A 20,390-nucleotide genomic window follows, 5' to 3' on the forward strand; every position below is an offset into this window, starting at 1 on the left:
AAATCAATAATTTGGAGGAAAATTAAAAATGAGTTTTAAAGTTGAGAATCTTGAGAAGAATATGGCAAAGCTTACTATCGAGGTAAGTGCAGAAGAGTTTGAGGCTGCTATGGTTAAGTCTTATAACAAGAACAAAAAGCAGATCAGCGTTCAGGGATTTAGAAAAGGTAAGGCACCTCGTAAGATGATCGAGAAGCTTTACGGTGAGGAAATTTTCTACGAAGACGCTGCAAACTTTATCATCCCAGATGCGTATGAGAAGGCTGCTGACGAGAGTGGACTTGATATCGTTTCAAGACCAGAGGTAGATGTAGAGCAGATTGGAAATGGCAAGACATTTATCTTCACAGCAACTTTTGCTGTTAAGCCGGAAGTTAAGCTTGGCGAGTACAAAGGCTTGGAAGTTGAGACAAGAGAGCTTGTAGTAACTGATGAGGAAGTAGATGCTGAGATTAATAAGGCTTTGGAGCAGAATGCTAGAATATTTACTGTAGAAGACCGCGGAATCGAAGTAGGTGATACAGCTATTATCGACTTTGAGGGATTTGTAGACGGTGAGGCTTTTGCAGGTGGAAAAGCTGAGAATCACTCACTTGAGATTGGTAGTCACTCATTCATCGATACATTCGAAGACCAGCTTGTTGGCAAGAATGTAGGAGATGAGGTTGATGTTAATGTAACTTTCCCAGAAGAGTATCACGAAGAGTCTTTGAAGGGTAAGCCAGCTTTGTTTAAAGTAAAAATCAATGAGATTAAAGCTAAGGAGCTTCCTGAACTCGATGACGAGTTTGCAAGCGAAGTATCAGAGTTTGAGACATTGGCTGAGTATAAAGACAGCATTAAGAAGTCTATAGAAGAGAGAAAACAGGCTCAGATCAATGCCGAGAAGGAAAATAAGGCAATCGAGAAGCTTATCGAGACATCTGAGATGGAAATTCCGGATGCTATGATCGACGAGCAGGTTAACCAGATGATGAATGATTTTGCCGGAAGACTTTCACAGCAGGGATTGTCAATTGATCAGTATTTCAAGATGACAGGCATGCAGCCTAAGGCACTTATGGCTCAGATGCGTCCGGATGCTGAGATGCGCATTAAGAGTCGTCTTGTACTTGAAGCTGTAGCAGATGCTGAGAAGTTTGAGGTAACAGAGGAAGAGCTTGACAAAGAGATGGAGTCAATCGGAGAAATGTACAATATGACTCTTGAGAAGATCAAGGAGCTCTTCGGTGAGGATGAGAAGAAGCAGCTTGAGTCTGATACTAAGGTTAAGAAGGCAGCAGCTCTCCTCGTTGAGTCAGCTAAGGAGATTCCAGTAAAGGAAGAGGACGCTGAGTAATTACAGCAGTTATCTTGACTTGATAATTAGCGAAATGGAGGAAATTGGAGAATGGCATTAGTACCTTACGTCATAGAGCAGACAAGCCGTGGTGGCGAGCGTCAGCATGATATCTATTCTAGATTGTTGCGCGAGAGAATCGTATTTCTTGGAGACGAGGTAAATGATCAGACAGCGAGTCTAGTTGTCGCTCAGTTACTTTTCCTCGAGTCAGAGGATCCAAGTAAGGATATTAATTTGTATATTAATAGTCCGGGTGGTTCTGTCACAGCGGGAATGGCTATCTATGATACAATGAATTATATTAAGTGTGACGTCTCTACAATTTGTATGGGACTTGCAGCGAGCATGGGAGCTTTCTTGCTCTCAAGCGGAACTAAGGGAAAGAGACTTGCTCTTCCTAATTCTGAGATAATGATTCATCAGCCATCAGGCGGTGCCAGAGGTCAGGCAACAGAGATTCAGATTGTTGCTGAGAATATCTTGAAAACTAAGAAGAAGTTGAACGAGATTTTGGCTGCCAACACAGGACAGGATGTGGAGAAGATTGCTGCAGATACAGAGCGCGATAACTTCATGTCAGCTGATGAGGCAATGGAATATGGACTTATCGATCGTGTTATTGTTAACCACGATTCAGTTGAATAATTAAGATGCAACCCCACCTGCCCAAGGTGGGGATTTGCACACTAATAATGACAATAAAAATCAGTTGGATTTGATTCCAAATCGGGAAAATGTGTGTGCGGGTGCACATGTTCTCGTGGCAACACACCTGCAAAATGGTAAATAAAATGGCAAATAAAAAAGATGATGACAAGAGAGTAGCACCAAGATGTTCTTTTTGTGGAAAGTCAGAGAGACAGGTTAGAAAGCTTATTGGCGGACCTAGCGGAATATTTATCTGTGACGAGTGCGTAGATTTATGTGACGAGATTCTCATGGAAAGCTACGATGATGGATATGTAGAAAGTGATATTGAAGAGGAAATCAACCTCCTTAAACCAAAGGAAATCAAGGAGGTTTTGGACGAATATGTTATTGGTCAGGACAATGCCAAGAGAGCACTGTCTGTAGCTGTTTATAATCACTACAAACGTGTTTTGAGGGGAGATGTTCAGGATGATTCTGATGTCGAGCTTCAGAAGAGCAATATCCTTATGATTGGTCCAACAGGATCAGGAAAGACTTACCTTGCTCAGACCCTTGCCAAGGTTTTGAATGTGCCATTTGCAATTGCAGATGCCACCACACTAACAGAGGCAGGATATGTGGGTGAAGACGTTGAAAATATTCTGTTGAAGATAATTCAGGCAGCAGATTTTGACATCTCCAAGGCAGAGCATGGAATAATATATATTGACGAAATTGATAAGATTACCAAGAAGAGCGAGAATACATCTATCACTCGTGATGTTTCCGGTGAAGGTGTACAGCAGGCTCTCCTCAAGATACTTGAGGGAACAGATGCAAGTGTTCCACCACAGGGAGGAAGAAAGCATCCACAGCAGGAATTTTATCATATTAATACAACTAATATCTTGTTCATTTGTGGCGGAGCATTCGACGGTTTGGACAAGATTATTGGATCGAGAATAGACAAAAAATCTATCGGATTTAATGCTGAAATAGTAGATAAGAATGATTCAGATATCGGTGAGTTGTTCTCACAGGTACTGCCTCAGGATTTGATTAAATATGGTATCATACCTGAGTTTGTTGGTAGAGTTCCGGTGACAGTCAGCCTTGATTTGTTGAACGAGGACGACTTGGTGGACATACTCACAGTGCCAAAAAATGCTATTACAAAGCAGTATGCTAAGTTGATGGAGATGGATGGAGTAGATCTTGTATTTGAAGAGGATTCTGTTCGCGAGATAGCAAAGCAGTCTCTTGAGAGAAAGACAGGTGCAAGAGGACTTAGAGCTATTATTGAGGGCGCTATGACAGATGTTATGTTCGAGATACCATCGAGAGAAGATGTCAAGGAATGTCATATTACTAGAGATGTTATCACGGACAAGAAGGAGCCAATCCTGATCAGCGAATCCGGTGATGAGTTGGATTTGTTTTTAGAGAAAAAAGCAAACTAAAAAGGATAAAAGAAAGGGAACAGAAAGGTACATCTTATGGAATATGAAAATATAATATATCCAGTGGTGGTTTTCCCGGAACAGTGTATCTTTCCTTCGACATATATTAATCTCACAATTACAGATGAGTTAATGTTAAGAGCAGTGAGAGAAGCAGTTGACGGAGGCATGCGCAAGGTAGTTCTTGCATTTGTCACGGAACCGGAAGAGTCTCTGCTTGGGGCCAAACCGGAGTTAATGGATGTCGCAGTGATTGCGGAAATCAAGCAATATGTCAAGGGTAATAGGGGAATCGAGCGAGCTCTCATGCAGACTATTTCCAGAGTTTCTGTGGAGAGTTGGCAAACAGAAGATGACGAAGTGATCGGAGCGAAGATTCTGCCGTTTGAAACCACTAGGAAGAAAGGTTTTACGGAAATCGCTGAGCGAGCTGTCAGAATGGAAATCTTGGATACTTTCAAGAATTATATCAGAGAGGTGGCAACGGACAACCAGCCTGTTTATCAGGAGATTTACAGAAAGAGCTTGGAAGAAATTGTCGACAGATTGTCTATGGTAATTCCTATGGACAGAGAGACCACCATCTCGATACTTGATGAGCATGATTTGGAAACTCGAGCAAAGATTCTCGATACAGAAATCGAGACTATGATTGCCGTATTCGGATACAGAGATGACTTCAAATCAAGTGTCCAGAGGGATGTGGAGAATGCCCACAAAGAAAAGTTCCTCCGGATGCAGTTGAATACCATCATGGAAATGCTCGATGAGACAAATGACAAGAATGACTATGAGACAAGGCTCCAAAAACTTGATGCAAGCGATGAGATAAAAGATGCTATCCGAGAAGAGATAGACAGACTTGAGTCAATCCCAAGTAGCTCTTCTGAGGAGAGGGTATCAAGGGACTATATAGAGACTTTGCTCAGTCTTCCATGGAATGCCAAGACAGAAGACCACTATGATGTGGACAAGGTGAAGAAGCAGCTCGACAAGGATCACTATGGCCTTGAGAAGGTGAAGGAGAGAATCATCGAATTCATAGCTGTGCGCTCGCTAAACGGTGGGGCGGAAGCACCTATCATATGTCTTGTTGGTCCACCGGGAACAGGAAAAACGTCTATTGCCAGATCAGTTGCCACGGCAATCAACAAGAAGTACGTGAGAATAGGTCTCGGCGGAGTTAGAGACGAAGCAGAGATCAGAGGTCATAGAAGAACATATATTGGCGCGATGCCGGGACGAATTATCAAAGCTCTAAAAGAAGCCAAGGTAAGTAATCCGCTGATTCTTCTCGACGAGATAGATAAAGTTGGAGCTGATTACAAGGGGGATGCCAGTGCATCACTGCTTGAGGTTCTTGATCCGGAGCAGAACAAGACTTTCAGCGACCACTATGTCGAGCTCCCGGTTGATCTATCAGAGGTATTGTTTATTTGTACTGCCAATACAACAGATACCATAGACGGTCCACTTTTGGACAGAATGGAAATTATAGATCTTTCTGGTTATACAGAGAATGAAAAGTATCACATTGGAAAGGACTACTTGATTTCTAAGCAATTGGAGAAAAATGGTCTGACCAAGAAGGACTTGTCCATAAATAGCAAGGCTCTCAAGGACATCATCTCATACTACACAAGGGAGTCAGGTGTCAGAGAACTCGATAGGACTATTTCCAAGGTTTGCCGAAAGGCTGCACTCAAGAGAATTAAAGATGAGGGCAAGATGACTGTTACATCCAAAAACCTTGAGGATATTCTCGGAGTGAGAAAGTATACCAACCAGAAGGCCAACAAAAAGGCGGATGTAGGTATAGTAAGAGGACTTGCGTGGACTCAGGTGGGTGGCGACACTCTGGAGATTGAGGTAAATATCATGCCAGGTGACGGAGAACTCATCATTACAGGCCAACTTGGAGATGTCATGAAGGAGTCAGCCAGAATAGCTCTCAGCTATGTGAGAAGCATATCATCTCGTGATTCTGAGTTTTTTGCCAAGAATGACATTCACATCCATGTGCCGGAAGGAGCAGTTCCAAAGGATGGTCCATCGGCAGGAGTGACAATGACAACGGCACTTTACTCAGCTATTGAGGGAATCAAAGTGGATCCTAAGGTTGCCATGACGGGAGAAGTTACACTTCGCGGAAATGTTCTCGCCATAGGTGGATTAAAGGAAAAGCTCCTGGCAGCCAAGATGGCCGGAATCAAGAAAGTTTTTGTCCCTGAGGAAAATATTCCGGAGGTGTCAGAAATTGAAGATGAGATCAAGGAAGGACTTGAAATCATTTATGTCTCAGATGTGAAAACAATATTAGAAGGTGCGTTGATAAGATGATTATAAAATCACTGGAGTTAGAAACGGTATGTGGTATAACGAGCAAACTTCCTAAGAATGACAAGATAGAACTTGCATTTTGGGGACGTTCCAATGTGGGAAAATCATCCTTGATTAACACATTGCTCAACCGCAAGAGCTTTGCCAGGATATCATCACAGCCGGGCAAAACGCAGACGATAAATTATTATAATATCAATAATGCTTGTTATTTTGTAGACCTACCTGGATATGGATATGCCAAGGTTTCCAAGGAAATTGCAGCTAAGTGGATGAAGATGATTGAGAAATATCTCGATAATTCGGAAGCATTGAGAGTTGTATTTTTGCTGATTGACATAAGGCACGATCCGTCTGCCAAGGATGTGGAGACATATAAGCTGTTATGTAGCAAGGGATTTAATCCGTTGATTATTGCCACAAAGTCTGACAAGGTCAGCAAGAACCAGAGAAATGCAAGCATGCAGGCAATCAGAAAGAAACTTGGACTCGTAGAGGGAACTCCTATTATTCCTTTCTCAGCTTTGAAAAAAGAGGGCAAAGAGGAAATATGGGAGTACATAGATTATTTTGTGAAAGAGTTGAAGATAAATGAATCAGAAGATTAGAGATAACTTAGAAAATGTTGTTAAAAATATAGTGATAAATTATGAAGAAGAGCCGGTATTTTCTGCCAGAATGGGCAAGAGTATGCCTGAGAGAAAGCATATTATCGACTCAATTAAGGATTTGAGATTGATTCTATTTCCTGGATATTTTGGCGACCAGGAGGAAGCCAGAACACTTCCCAACTACTATGTTGGAGACAAGTTATTTACAATTTACAAGACGCTTTGCTGCCAGATTGCCATGGCTCTTGAGTATGCAGACGATGCACCTGCAAGAGAGGACAATAGACTTGGCGACTGCATATACTCTGAAAAGGCGGAGACCATATGTAGTGAAGTTTTTGCGGAATTGCCCAACGTTCAAAGGATGCTACTCAAAGACGTGAAGGCGGCATATGATGGGGATCCTGCGGCAAATAGCATGGATGAAGTTATATTTTCATATCCCGGACTATTTGCAATCTATGTATATAGAATCGCCCATGAGTTCCAGATAAGAAATGTTCCGTTTATTCCGAGAATCATGACGGAGTATGCTCATGCCAAGACGGGAATCGACATTCATGCCGGAGCCAAGATAGGCGAGAGTTTCTTCATCGATCACGGAACGGGAATTGTTATTGGTGAGACAACCGTGATTGGAAATAATGTAAAGATATATCAGGGTGTCACTCTTGGAGGACTTTCCACAAGAGGTGGTCAGAAGCTCTCGGGAACTAAGAGACATCCTACGATTGAGGACAATGTTACTATTTACTCCAATGCCTCTATTCTCGGTGGAGAGACGGTAATAGGAGCAAATTCGGTAATAGGTGGTAATGCGTTTATCACTGAATCAGTGCCGGCAGACTCAAAGATATACAAATAACTCGCAGAGCTTGACTTTGCGAAGATTCAATGTGAGGTTAGAATTATGTCAAGTATCAGACCATTTAACTGCATCAGACCAGATGTAAAATATGTTAAGCAGGTAGCGGCGCTTCCATATGATGTCTATAACAGACAGGAAGCCAAGGTTGAAGTTGAGAGAGAACCCCTCAGCTTCCTCAAGATCGACCGAGCAGAGACGAGTTTTGACGATTCGGTAGATACATATGCTCCGGAGGTTTATCAGAAGGCCAAGGAACTTCTTGAGCAGGACATTGAGGCTGGAATATATGTCGAGGATAATGACAATGCATATTATATTTATCAGCTCGTGATGGATGGAAGAAGCCAGACAGGACTTGTGGCTTGTGCATCGGTTGATGATTATATCAACAATAGAATCAAAAAGCATGAGAATACTAGAGAAGACAAAGAAATCGATAGAATTACCCATGTAGACACATTGTCAGCTCAGACGGGTCCGATCTTTCTTGCGTACAGATCGGATGAAACCATCAACGAAGTAGTGGCAAGAAATATGGAGAAAGACCCACTATATGATTTTGTTGCCGTTGATGGAATAACACATAGAGTGTGGAAAATAGACGACTCTACAGATGTAGAAAAAATCAAAAAAGCATTCGAAAATATTGACAAGATCTACATCGCAGACGGCCACCACAGAGCTGCCAGTGCAGTTAAGGTGGGCCTCAAGAGAAGAGAAGAAAATCCCGGATATACAGGAGACGAAGAGTTTAATTACTTCTTGTCCGTTCTCTTCCCACATGACGAGCTAATGATTATGGATTATAATCGAACAGTCAAGGATTTAAATGGTCTCACTTTGGATGAGTTTCTTGATAAAGTCGGCGAGAAGTTTTCAGTGGAGAAGAGTGATTCTCAGGTTTCACCACAGGAGAAGGGAACCTTTGGAATGTATGTGGAGGGCCAGTGGTATCTTCTCAGAGCAAAGGATGAGCTTTTTGCAGGGAAAGATGCAGTGGGAAGTCTTGATGTATCAGTGCTTCAGGACAACTTACTCGGACCAATTCTAGGAATTGGTGATCCAAGAACAGATAGCAGAATCGACTTTATCGGCGGAATCAGAGGACTTTCAGAGCTAGAGAAGAGAGCTGATGGAGATATGAAGATTTCATTTTCCATGTATCCAACATCTATTACGGAGTTGTTTGATGTTGCAGACAATGAGCTTCTCATGCCGCCAAAGTCAACTTGGTTCGAGCCTAAGCTTCGAAGCGGACTATTTATCCATAGGATATAAATAAAAAAAAGAAAGGTAGTAGATATGGAGCGTTTTTTGAATTCTGACAATGGTGTTATGAGAGCCTTGTCGAAGATATTTGATATTGGATGGCTAAGTATTATTTATGTGGTATTTTGTATTCCTGTTGTGACGATTGGAGCGGCTACCACATCGCTTTATTATGTTAGTGCCAAGGTACTCAGGAGAAATAGGAGTTATGTGTGGCGCGAGTTTTGGTCATGCTTTAAGACCAACTTTAAACCTGCAACAATTCTTTGGTTGCTTTACGCTGCACTATATGGATTGCTTTGGTTTAATCTCAACATGGTGGGAATAACCGATAAATCTTCCCAGTACGGCGGATACCTTGCGGGTGCATATATTGCAATTGCCGTTTTGGCTTTTATTGTCATGACTTATGTTTTTCCGTTGCTCTCAAGATATGACATGAAACCTATGAAGATTCTTAGGTTCTCGCTTTATATGTCATTTAGACATTTCCTTCACACATTGGCGCTTTTGGTCATTCTTGTGGCCGCAGGACTCGGTGTGTTTGTTGGATTCACTGGCGCAATGCCTGTTTTTCTTGTATTTGTTCCCGGAACAGCGGGATTCTTATATACTTTCCCAATGGAGCATATACTGAAGAAGTATTTGCCGGAGAAGGAAGAGCGAAAGTTTGATGAGAATGGTGTGGAGATTTTAGAGTGGTATGAAGAGTAAGAGATAAGTGCGCATAGAAAGGAGGATAATGCTGTCGTCACCGTGGGTGGGATGACAGCATTTGGAGTAATTATGAAGTATGTATTGGACGATTTTATGGAGTGGCCGCAGATTGAGGATTTGGAATATGCAGAGTGCGAGGACACATCTGCGATTCTCGGAGCGGTAAAAGTAGGCAATAAGGTTTTGGTCAGATGCTTTTTCCCTGATGCCAAGAGGGTTGAGGTTCACTATGATCAAAAAAGTGGCCACAGAGAAGTCGAGATGAAAATGATGGATGAAAGCGGCTACTTTGCAATATTTCTTGACTGCCGCAAAATTCCGGAATACACATATATGGTTGAATATGAAGACAAGAAGGTTATGGCGGTGGATGCCTATGCCATCGATCCTTTTGTGGATGCCATGGACGAAGTGCTTTTCGAAGAGGGAAGACATGATTCTATCTATGAAAAGTTGGGTTGTCATGTGGCTGAAGTAAATGGGGTTGTTGGCGCTTTTTTTGCTGTATGGGCGCCTGAAGCGAGATCTGTCTCTGTAGTTGGAGATTTCAACAATTGGGATGGAAAGTACAATCAGATGAAGAGACTCAATACCGGAATATTTGAACTTTTTGTGCCAGGTGTTAGACCCGGCGATATATACAAATACGAGATTCACGGTGCAGATGGCAAGGTGGTTTGCAAGGCAGATCCATATGCCAGACATGCAGAATTGAGACCGGCTGGGGCCAGCAAGGTATGGAGTCCATCAGGTGAGTTTGAGTGGAAAGACAAGAAGTGGATGGACAAGAGAAAGAAGATAGATAAGGCCAAGGATCCTATGGTAGTTTTAGAGGTTCACATGGGATCATTTATGCGACCTAGAGATGGCAGAGAATTCTATACCTACAGAGAGATGGGGGAGAGACTCAGTGAGTACTGTGCCAATATGGGTTATACTCATATCGAGCTCATGCCGATTATGGAGCATCCATATGATAAGTCCTGGGGATATCAGGTGACTGGATACTATGCGCCAACCTCCAGATATGGAACGCCAGAGGAATTTAAGGAGTTCATAAATATTCTGCATGGCAAGGGAATTGGTGTAATTCTCGACTGGGTACCGGCACATTTTCCTAAGGATGAGCATGGACTCGGACGATTCGATGGAACATGCCTCTATGAGCACCTCGACAAGCGCAAGGGTGAGCATCCGGATTGGGGAACACTTATCTATAATTATGGACGCCCTCAGGTGTCGAACTTCCTATATGCAAACCTATTGTATTGGATGAAGGAATTCCATGTGGATGGATTTAGATTTGACGCGGTGGCATCCATGCTTTACCTGGACTACGGACGCAAAGATGGCGAGTGGGTTACCAATGAGTTCGGTGGCAAGGAAAACCTAGAAGCCGTGGAATTTTTAAAGAAGTGTAATACTGTAGTCAAGGAAAATGATCCGAGCATCTTGATGATTGCAGAGGAGTCAACAGCATGGCCTATGGTTACAGGTGATGTGAACGAGGGAAGTCTCGGATTTGACTTGAAGTGGAACATGGGATGGATGAATGACTATACAGAGTATATCTGTACGGATCCGCTGTATAGGAAGGGACGCCATGGCATGCTTACATTTAGTATGGTATACAACTACTCGGAACATTTTTCTTTGGTATTCTCACATGATGAGGTGGTGCACGGCAAGGGTTCGATGTACAGCAAGATGCCAGGAAATGCGGATGTAAAGCTGGCAGGGCTGAGATTGACTTATGGATATATGGCAGCGCACCCAGGAAAGATTCTTTTGTTCATGGGACAGGATTTTGGACAGCAGAGAGAGTGGAACGAGGAGGGCGAACTCGACTGGTCGCTTCTCGAGGACGGAATTGCAACGCTCACAACAGGTGAGGTTGCGGCGATTAAGTCAAATCATAAATTGCTATTAGATTATACCAAAGAGCTTTGGGGATTCTATAAAAAGCACCCGGCACTCCACGAACTCGACTATGATCCGGAGGGATTCAAGTGGGTGAGTATGCTCGATGCAGATCATAGCATAATTGCATTTATGAGAGAAGCCGATAAGGAGAAGTTGTTAGTCGTATGCAACTTTACGCCTGTATGTTATGAGAATTTTGTGTTGGGAGTTCCTTATAAGGGAAAATACAAGGAGATTTGGAACAGTGATGAGATATTCTTCGGAGGACGTGGAAATGTGAATCCAAGAGTGAAGAATTCCAAGGAAGATAAGGCTGACGGAATGGAGCAGTCAATAGACATCACTGTGGCACCTATGGCTATTCAGATATTTGAGTTTAGTAACTAGAAAGGGGGAGGCTTTAGAGAAGCCAATTCATATATGAACGAAGTAAAAGGTTATGAGATAATTAAGAAGAGAAGATTAGATGAGATAAATGCGGACGGCTATATCCTAGAGCATGAAAAGACCAGGGCTAGAATCGTGGCAGTGGAGTGCGAGGATGAAAATAAGGTGTTTTCAATTGGATTTAGGACACCATCACAGGATTCCAAGGGAATCGCCCATATTGTAGAGCATACTGTTCTCTGCGGTTCAGATGCTTTTCCGGTGAAGGATCCCTTTGTGGAACTTGTCAAGGGAAGCCTAAATACTTTCCTCAATGCGATGACATACCCAGATAAGACTGTATATCCTGTTGCCAGTTGTAATGATAAGGATTTCCAGAACTTGATGCACGTCTATCTCGATGCTGTATTTCATCCGAACATTTACAAAGAAGAGAAAATATTCCAACAAGAGGGATGGCACTATGAATTGGATGACATGGATGGAGAGCTGACCTACAACGGAGTGGTCTTCAATGAGATGAAGGGAGTATTCTCATCACCTGAGCAAATCCTGGAGAGAAAGATTATGTCGAGCTTGTATCCGGATACTTCATATGCCCTAGAGTCAGGTGGAGATCCAGAGTGCATCCCGGATCTTACATATCAGGAGTTTTTGGACTTCCACAGCAAGTACTATCATCCATCTAACAGCTATATTTATCTATATGGCGACATGGATATGGAGGAGAAACTTAAGTTTATCGACGAAAATTATTTAAGTAACTACGACTATCTTGAGGTGGACTCAGAGCTTAAGGTGCAGCAGGCATTTGAAAAGAGAGTGGAGGAAGAAATCAAGTATTCAGTGGCAGAAGATGAGTCAACAGAAGATAAGACATACCTCAGCCTCAACTTTAGTATGCCGGGAGATCTAGATCCAGAGCTCTCGCTAGCCTTTACCGTGCTCAGTAGTGTTCTTATTAACAGCGAGGGCGCTCCTATAAAGGATGCACTAATCAAGGCGGGAATAGGTACAGAGATACTATCTTCTTATGAGGAGTCAGTGAAGCAACCATATTTTTCTATAGTTGCCAAGAATGCCAATCCGGAAGATAAGGGCAGATTCATAAGTATAATCGAGGAAGAGATAAAGAAAATAATCAAAGATGGTATAAATCTAGATTCAGTTATAGCAACGTTAAATGCCAAGGAATTCTCCAAGAGAGAGGCGAATTTTGGCTCATATCCTAAGGGGCTTATGTTCGGGCTGAACATGATGGACAGCTGGATTTATGATGATTCAAAACCATTTATCTATATCGCATATAATGCTGTATTTGAGAGTATCAGAAGCAAGATGGACAAGGGATACTTTGAGGAAATCTTGCAGAAATACTTTATAGACAATACTCACTCATCTGTGGTTCTTGCAATTCCGGAGCCGGGGCTTGTGGGAGTTATGAATGCCAAGGAAAGAGAAAAATTGGCATCTTATAAGAAGTCTTTGTCAAGGGAGGCACTTGAAAAGATAATTGAAGAGACTAAGGAGCTCAAAAAATATCAGGATGAACCATCTTCACCGGAGGATTTGGCCAAAATCCCTATGCTTTCCCGTGAGGACATAAGGAGAGAGTGTATAAAACTCTCAAATATTGAAAAAGAAGTGAGAAATACTAAGGTATTATATCACGACTATTTCTCCAGTGGTATTCAGTATATATCTATCATGTTTGATATCAGGGATATATTGCCCAAGTATCCTGCTCAAATATCACTTTTTGCGGAGTTGCTTGGACGTCTCGATACAGAGGATAAGACAAGACTCGAGTACTTCAATGAAGTTCACAAAAACGCCGGCTCTGTAAACTTTTCAAGTTGGACATACAGGAAGATTAATGAGCCGGAGGACTATGTGGCATACTTTAGGCTTTCAACTAAGGTATTTCCGCGAAATACAGAGAAGGTGTTAGCGCTTATCTGGGAGGCGATTTCCAAAACAGTATTTGATAAAGAGCGCATAAGAGAAATAGTCGCAGAAGAGAAGTCATATGTATACATGGCCCTCAATTCGGCCAGCTCTATATATGCAACTTTGAGAGCAGAGGCTCAGTTTAATGAGTTGTCAAATATTAAGGATTGCTATCGCGGAGTGGCTTATTATGACTTTATATGTGACCTAAATGACCATTTTGATGAGAAAATTGATGATTTGATTGCATTTTTTAAAGCATTTATCAAAAAGGTATTTCGCGTGGAGAATATGTCTGTGAACCTTACATGCTCCAAAGAGGATTATAATTCTTTTGAGAAGGACTTTGACAAGTTCATTGACATGGTATCAGATTATGAGGCCCAAACAGGTGAGACGAGTGAGCAAGATTTAGATGCCATTCTACCTTCGGAGTCGTTTGTCCCATGTGAAAAAGGTTACACTGAGGGAATTAAGTTCCCAAGCCAGGTGCAATATGTTGCGAGAGTTGGCAAGTTCTACGATAAGGGGCTAGAGAGCAAGGGATATCTATTCGTTCTTGAGACTATTCTTCGATATGGATATCTGTGGAACGAGGTTAGAGTCAAGGGTGGCGCTTACGGAGTTTCATGTGGATTCAGCCAGGATGGATATGGTAGATTTAGCTCTTATAGAGATCCAAAGCTCACGGAAACTGATGAAGTTTATGAGTCGGTACCGGAGTATCTGAGAACATTTGATGTAGATGAGAGAGAGCTGACAAAGTTTGTGATCGGAACTATGAGCGGCATAGACACACCTGAGCCAGCTTCAGAAATGGGAGAAAGGGCCATGCGAGTGTATATCTCAGGAGAAACGGATGAGCGCAGAAACCAGAGAAGAGCAGAGCTCCTAGATGTGACCATAGAAGATATCAGGAAGACTGCCGATGTAGTGGAAGCTATGCTCAAAGACCAGAGCAAGTGTGTTTTTGGAGGAGAGCAAATAATCAATGATAACAGTGAGTTTTTTGACTGTGTGAGGAGTATTTGATGGAGAGAGAGATGTTTAAATCAGGATTTGTATCTATAGTGGGAAGACCTAATGTGGGAAAGAGCACTCTTATGAATCGAATTATCGGCCAGAAGATTGCCATTACCAGTAACAAGCCTCAGACCACGAGAAATCAGATTCAAACCGTATATCATGATGAGCGCGGACAAATCATATTTCTTGACACACCGGGAATTCACAAGGCCAAGAACAGACTTGGGGAATACATGGTGGACATGGCGGAACGCACAATCAAGGAAGTTGACTTGATTCTCTGGGTAGTAGAGGCGACTACATATATCGGAAAAGGCGAGAAGCATATCGTCGAGCAGCTGAAGAAAGCCGATATTCCAGTGATTTTGGTTATGAATAAGATTGACAATATCAAGAAGGATGAGCTTTTGGAATGCATAGATACTTACAAGGACGAACTCGAGTATGCCGAGATTATCCCTCTTTCAGCCAGAACGGGCGATGGAGTGGAGGATTTGATTACAAGTATGTTCGAATACCTTCAGGAGGGACCTGCATTCTATGATGATGATACTATTACCGATCAGCCGGAACGTCAGATTGTAGCTGAACTCATCCGCGAGAAGGCCCTACGTCTCTTGTCCGATGAAATTCCACATGGAATAGCCGTTACGATAGACCAGATGAAGCTTCGTCACAATAATAAGAGAATGTATGACATTGAGGCCACCATCATCTGTGAAAAGTCAAGTCACAAGGGTATTATTATCGGAAAAGAAGGAAAAATGCTCCGAAAGATTGGCTCCATGTCTAGAAAGGAAATAGAGGATTTCCTAGGCAAAAAGGTCAACTTGAATATCTGGGTTAAAGTCAAGAAGGACTGGAGAGATAGTGATTTTCTCCTCAAGAATTATGGATATAACAAGGAGTGATGGGTTTGCAGGAGGTTGTTACGGGACTTGTCCTGTCTTCTACACCTGTAGGTGAAAATGACAAGAGAGTGGTAATACTGACTCTCGACCGGGGTAAGATATCCGCATTTGCCAGAGGAGCCAGACGCCCCAAGAGCCCACTTCTGGCTTGCACGGAACCCTTTACTTTTGGCGTGTTTAGGCTATACACCGGGCGGGACTCCTACACTCTTTCTACAGTTGAAGTACAGAACTACTTTACGGAGCTGAGAGAGAATATAGAGGACATATACACCGGTATGTACTTCTGCGAGGTGGCGGATTTCTTTACCAGGGAGAACCTAGAGGCGAGAGATATGCTGAAACTCTTGTATCAAAGTCTTCGAGCGTTACATGCCCCGGGGATAGAAAGAACCTTAGTTGAAATCATCTTTGAATATAAGATGGTGGTGCTAAATGGCGAGGGTATGAACGTGATGCGCTGTGGCAATTGTGGGGACAATAAAGAACTTATCTACTTGAGTAGACAGAGGAACTGCGCCATATGTAAATCATGTTTTAACAAATTGAAGAGTGGGCATGGAGGACAGAATTCGAACCCAGTCTACGACTGTAGAGTGATATCTCCAACAGCAATTTATACACTTCAATACATATCGACTACGAGAGTAGAAAAGCTGTTTAGCTTTACTGTGACTGAGGAAGTGAGAGAAGAGCTTGAAAGTATAGTGTCGGAATATTTTCACAGGGTCACAGGTAAGGAATTTCAGAGTAAATCCTTTTTGGATGGGCTTATGAAAAAAGACTTTAATATATAGAAAAAATAGTGTATACTTAAAGGTGATAGGTGCGAAGAATCGGGTTAATATTAGGGAGATGTTTGGAGAAGAAATTGGGTGTGCTGTGTGAGAGCAGCAGGCAAGGAAACATGGAGGTTTATCCTTCGACAGAATGGAGGTAAGGCGTAAATGAAGAAAGTGCTATTTGTGGCATCAGAGTCAGTGCCTTTTATCAAGACAGGCGGATTGGCAGATGTAGTGGGATCGCTGCCAAAGTACTTTGACAAGAAGGAATTCGATGTGAGAGTTATGATTCCAAAGTATACATCGATTCCAGAAGAGTATAAAGAGAAAATGGAGTATGTTACAAACTTCTATCTTGAATTAGCATGGCGTAAGCAGTATGTGGGCATCTTTAAGATGGAATACCAGGGAATCACCTACTATTTCTTAGATAATGAATATTATTTTTCAGGTGATAAGCCATATGGGGAGATATTTCAGGATATAGAGAAGTTTGCTTTTTTTGACAAGGCAGCTTTGTCCAGTTTGCCTATAATTGATTTTAGACCGGATATCATTCACTGTCACGATTGGCAGACCGGGTTGGTTCCGGTTTATCTGAAGGATTCCTTTCAGCAGAATGAGTTTTTCCGAGGAATCAAGACTATTATGACAATCCACAATCTCAAGTTCCAGGGAATATGGGACAAGAAGACAGTGATGGATACAGCGGGATTGGATGCTTACTACTTTACACCTGATAAGTTAGAGGCATATGGAGATGCCAACTATCTCAAGGGTGGATTGGTATATGCAGACCAGATTACTACCGTAAGTGAGACCTATGCAGAGGAAATCAAGACTCCATTTTATGGAGAAAAGTTAGATGGTTTGATTAATGCCAGGTCTGGTTGCCTTACGGGAATAGTCAATGGTTTAGACTATGACGAGTACAATCCTTCAACAGATCCCCTCATAGAGTTCAATTACGATGCAAGGACGTTCCGCAAGGAAAAAGTTAAGAACAAGAAGGCTTTACAGAAGGAATTGGGACTTGCACAAGATGAGAAGAAGTTTATGATAGGAGTTGTATCAAGACTAACAGACCAGAAGGGCTTTGATCTCATCGACTATGTGATTGAGGAGATTTGTTCTGAAGATACACAGCTTGTGGTACTTGGAACCGGCGAAGAAAAGTATGAGCATTTGTTCAGGCACTTTGCATGGAAGTACCCTGAGAGAGTTTCGGCCAGCATATATTATTCTAACGAGCGTTCACATAAGATTTATGCGGCTTGCGACGCTTTTCTCATGCCATCTCTATTTGAGCCATGTGGACTGAGCCAGCTGATGAGTTTGAGGTATGGAACTGTTCCGATTGTAAGAGAGACAGGCGGTCTCAAAGATACAGTTGAACCATATAATGAATATGAGAACAAGGGAACGGGATTTTCCTTTGCCAATTACAATGCTCATGAGATGCTCAACACAATCAGGTATGCAAAGTATGTATACTATGAGAAGAAGAGAGATTGGAACAAGATCATAGACCGAGGCATGGCCATGGATTTCTCATGGAACAATTCGGCCAGAAAGTACGTTGAGTTGTATAATAGAATTTAACATTTCGAAAATGGTCATTTGTGCCAATTGCTATAAAATGTTGTGGCGAACTAGGCATGAAAATATAAAAAATTAAAAAATTTAAGTATAGCACTTGAATTTTTTTGATAATCAATGTAATATAGATACTAGCAATGTTTGTTTAAGATTTAACAAACAAATAATAATTCTTTAGGAGGAATATTTAAAATGTCAGTAAAAGTAGCGATTAACGGTTTTGGACGTATTGGTAGACTTGCATTCAGACAGATGTTTGGTGCAGAGGGATATGAGGTTGTTGCAATCAACGACTTGACAAGCCCTAAGATGCTAGCTCACCTTCTTAAGTATGATTCTTCACAGGGTAAGTATGAGAAGGCTGATACAGTTTCAGCTGGTGAAGATTCAATCACAGTTGATGGTAAGACTATCAAGATTTATAAAGAACCAGATGCAAATAATTGTCCATGGGGTGATCTTGGAGTAGATGTAGTTCTTGAGTGTTCAGGATTCTACACATCTAAAGAAAAAGCACAGGCACACATCAACGCAGGTGCTCGTAAGGTTGTTATCTCAGCTCCAGCTGGTAATGATCTCCCAACTATCGTTTACAATACAAACCATGAGACATTGAAGCCAGAGGATAACATCATTTCAGCTGCTTCATGTACAACAAACTGTCTTGCACCTATGGCAGACGCTCTTAACAAGTATGCTGCAATTCAGTCAGGTATCATGGTAACAATTCATGCTTACACAGGAGACCAGATGACTCTTGATGGTCCTCAGAGAAAGGGTGACCTCAGAAGATCACGTGCTGCAGCAGTTAATATCGTACCTAACTCAACAGGTGCTGCTAAGGCAATCGGACTTGTTATCCCTGAGTTGAATGGTAAGCTCATCGGATCTGCTCAGCGTGTTCCTACTCCTACAGGTTCTACAACAATTCTTACAGCTGTATGTAAGGGTGATGTAACTGTTGAGGGTGTTAACGCAGCTATGAAGGCAGCAGCTAATGAGTCATTCGGTTACAATGAGGATGAGATCGTATCTTCAGATATCGTAGGAATGAGATATGGTTCACTCTTCGATGCTACTCAGACAATGGTTAACAAGGTAGCAGATGATCTTTACGAAGTTCAGGTTGTTTCATGGTATGACAACGAGAACTCATACACAAGCCAGATGGTTCGTACAATCAAGTACTTCAGCGAGCTTGCATAATTTAATGATCAATCAGTAGTAGGTGATACTGCTATAACCCAGGAAGGGTCCGGTCTTAAGAGGACCGGACCCTTCCTTTAAATAAAATCAAATAAAATGAAATGAGGTATATCAAATGCTTAATAAGAAATCTGTAGATGATATTAATGTAAAAGGACAGAAAGTCCTTGTTCGCTGTGATTTTAATGTTCCATTGATAGATGGAAAAATAACTGACGAGAATCGTCTTATCGCTGCACTTCCTACAATCAAAAAGCTTATCGCTGACGGTGGAAAGGTTATCCTTTGCTCACACCTTGGTAAGCCTAAGGGAGAGCCAAAGCCAGAGCTTTCACTTGCACCTGTTGCAGTGAGACTTGCTGAACTTCTCGGACAGGAAGTTAAGTTTGCAGCTGATGCTAATGTAGTTGGCGAGAATGCTAAGGCAGCAGTAGCCGCTATGAAGGACGGAGATGTTGTACTCCTTGAGAATACACGTTACCGTGCAGAGGAGACTAAGAATGAAGAGGCTTTCTCTAAGGATCTTGCTTCTCTCTGTGATGTTTTCGTAAATGACGCATTCGGTACAGCACACAGAGCACACTGCTCTAATGTTGGTGTTACTGAGTTTGTAGATACAAACGTAGTTGGATATCTTATGCAGAAGGAAATCGATTTCCTTGGAAATGCAGTAAATAATCCTGAGAGACCATTTGTAGCTATCCTTGGTGGTGCTAAGGTTTCTTCTAAGATTCCGGTAATCGAGAACTTGCTTGACAAAGTTGATACACTTATCATCGGTGGTGGTATGGCTTATACATTCATGGCTGCACACGGTGAGGAAGTTGGAAAGTCACTTCTCGAAGAGGATTACAAGCAGTATGCTCTTGATATGGAGAAGAAGGCTGAGGAGAAGGGCGTTAAGCTTCTTATCCCAATCGATACAGTAGTAGGTGATGACTTTTCTAATGACTGCAATTACAAGGTTGTTGAAAGAGGCGGAATTCCTGCAGATATGGAAGGTCTTGATATCGGACCTAAGACAAGAGAACTCTTTGCAGATGCTGTTGCAGGTGCTAAGACTGTTGTTTGGAACGGACCTATGGGATGCTTCGAGATGCCAAACTTCGCACATGGTACAATTGCAGTAGCTAAGGCTATGGCTGATCTTAAAGATGCAACTACTATTATCGGTGGTGGAGACAGTGCAGCAGCTTGTAACCAGCTCGGATTTGGCGACAAGATGACTCACATCTCAACTGGTGGTGGAGCTTCACTTGAGTTCCTTGAAGGTAAGGAGTTGCCAGGTGTAGCTGCAGCTGATGACAAGTAAGATGGCCTTGTAGGCGATTTTATTCGTCGGAATATTTTTGAATGGTATTTGAAACTA

The 20,390-nt window shown here is 42.1% G+C and carries 15 protein-coding genes; all 15 read left to right on the top strand.

From position 1 onward, the window contains the following. Positions 1-28 precede the first annotated feature (28 nt). The 15 genes from tig to L877_RS0102015 all read left to right on the top strand — a co-directional run bounded on the left by tig (position 29) and on the right by L877_RS0102015 (position 20,333). Entirely contained in the window at positions 29-1,339 is a 1,311-nt protein-coding gene (gene tig, locus L877_RS0101945; protein WP_026834657.1) for a trigger factor, read from the top strand. A 51-nt stretch (positions 1,340-1,390) separates the two neighbouring features. After that, the gene (clpP, locus tag L877_RS0101950; RefSeq protein WP_026834658.1) at positions 1,391-1,987 is read left to right on the top strand and encodes an ATP-dependent Clp endopeptidase proteolytic subunit ClpP; all 597 of its coding nucleotides are present in this window, start codon (positions 1,391-1,393) and stop codon (positions 1,985-1,987) included. A 146-nt stretch (positions 1,988-2,133) separates the two neighbouring features. Beyond that, the gene (gene clpX / locus L877_RS0101955) at positions 2,134-3,432 is read left to right on the top strand and encodes an ATP-dependent Clp protease ATP-binding subunit ClpX (RefSeq protein WP_026834659.1); all 1,299 of its coding nucleotides are present in this window, start codon (positions 2,134-2,136) and stop codon (positions 3,430-3,432) included. A 36-nt stretch (positions 3,433-3,468) separates the two neighbouring features. After that, the gene (lon, locus tag L877_RS0101960) at positions 3,469-5,772 is read left to right on the top strand and encodes an endopeptidase La (RefSeq protein WP_026834660.1); all 2,304 of its coding nucleotides are present in this window, start codon (positions 3,469-3,471) and stop codon (positions 5,770-5,772) included. After that, positions 5,769-6,380 carry a ribosome biogenesis GTP-binding protein YihA/YsxC gene (gene yihA, locus L877_RS0101965; protein WP_026834661.1) on the top strand — a complete coding sequence of 204 codons (612 nt, stop codon included), beginning with the start codon at positions 5,769-5,771 and terminating at the stop codon, positions 6,378-6,380. Before lon ends, yihA begins: the two co-directional genes overlap by 4 nt. Beyond that, positions 6,364-7,248, top strand: a complete 885-nt coding sequence (gene epsC, locus L877_RS0101970; protein WP_026834662.1) for a serine O-acetyltransferase EpsC — start codon at positions 6,364-6,366, stop codon at positions 7,246-7,248. The genes yihA and epsC overlap by 17 nt, the downstream gene beginning before the upstream one ends. A 45-nt stretch (positions 7,249-7,293) precedes the next feature. Continuing rightward, positions 7,294-8,529: a DUF1015 domain-containing protein gene (locus L877_RS0101975; protein WP_026834663.1), complete on the top strand. Its 1,236-nt coding sequence runs from the start codon at positions 7,294-7,296 to the stop codon at positions 8,527-8,529. 24 nt (positions 8,530-8,553) lie between these two features. Then, complete coding sequence (locus tag L877_RS0101980; RefSeq protein WP_026834664.1) at positions 8,554-9,234, top strand: YesL family protein; 681 nt, start codon at positions 8,554-8,556, stop codon at positions 9,232-9,234. Between the two features lie 51 nt (positions 9,235-9,285). Then, positions 9,286-11,547 carry a 1,4-alpha-glucan branching protein GlgB gene (glgB, locus tag L877_RS11735; RefSeq protein ID WP_051437609.1) on the top strand — a complete coding sequence of 754 codons (2,262 nt, stop codon included), beginning with the start codon at positions 9,286-9,288 and terminating at the stop codon, positions 11,545-11,547. Between the two features lie 33 nt (positions 11,548-11,580). After that, positions 11,581-14,529, top strand: a complete 2,949-nt coding sequence (locus L877_RS0101990; protein ID WP_026834665.1) for an insulinase family protein — start codon at positions 11,581-11,583, stop codon at positions 14,527-14,529. A gap of 11 nt (positions 14,530-14,540) precedes the next feature. Continuing rightward, on the top strand, positions 14,541-15,434 hold the full coding sequence (gene era / locus L877_RS0101995) for a GTPase Era (RefSeq protein ID WP_479723594.1): 894 nt from the start codon (positions 14,541-14,543) through the stop codon (positions 15,432-15,434). After that, positions 15,434-16,231 carry a DNA repair protein RecO gene (recO, locus tag L877_RS0102000; RefSeq protein WP_026834667.1) on the top strand — a complete coding sequence of 266 codons (798 nt, stop codon included), beginning with the start codon at positions 15,434-15,436 and terminating at the stop codon, positions 16,229-16,231. Before era ends, recO begins: the two co-directional genes overlap by 1 nt. 150 nt (positions 16,232-16,381) lie before the next feature. Further along, the gene (gene glgA / locus L877_RS0102005) at positions 16,382-17,818 is read left to right on the top strand and encodes a glycogen synthase GlgA (protein WP_026834668.1); all 1,437 of its coding nucleotides are present in this window, start codon (positions 16,382-16,384) and stop codon (positions 17,816-17,818) included. Positions 17,819-18,007: 189 nt separating this feature from the next. Next, positions 18,008-19,021 (top strand): type I glyceraldehyde-3-phosphate dehydrogenase, encoded by a 1,014-nt coding sequence (gap, locus tag L877_RS0102010; RefSeq protein ID WP_026834669.1) that lies wholly within the window; start codon positions 18,008-18,010, stop codon positions 19,019-19,021. Positions 19,022-19,136: 115 nt separating this feature from the next. After that, complete coding sequence (locus L877_RS0102015) at positions 19,137-20,333, top strand: phosphoglycerate kinase (protein ID WP_026834670.1); 1,197 nt, start codon at positions 19,137-19,139, stop codon at positions 20,331-20,333. Positions 20,334-20,390 lie beyond the last annotated feature (57 nt).

The organism is Eubacterium xylanophilum ATCC 35991 (assembly GCF_000518685.1).
Lineage (GTDB): Bacteria > Bacillota > Clostridia > Lachnospirales > Lachnospiraceae > Eubacterium_F > Eubacterium_F xylanophilum.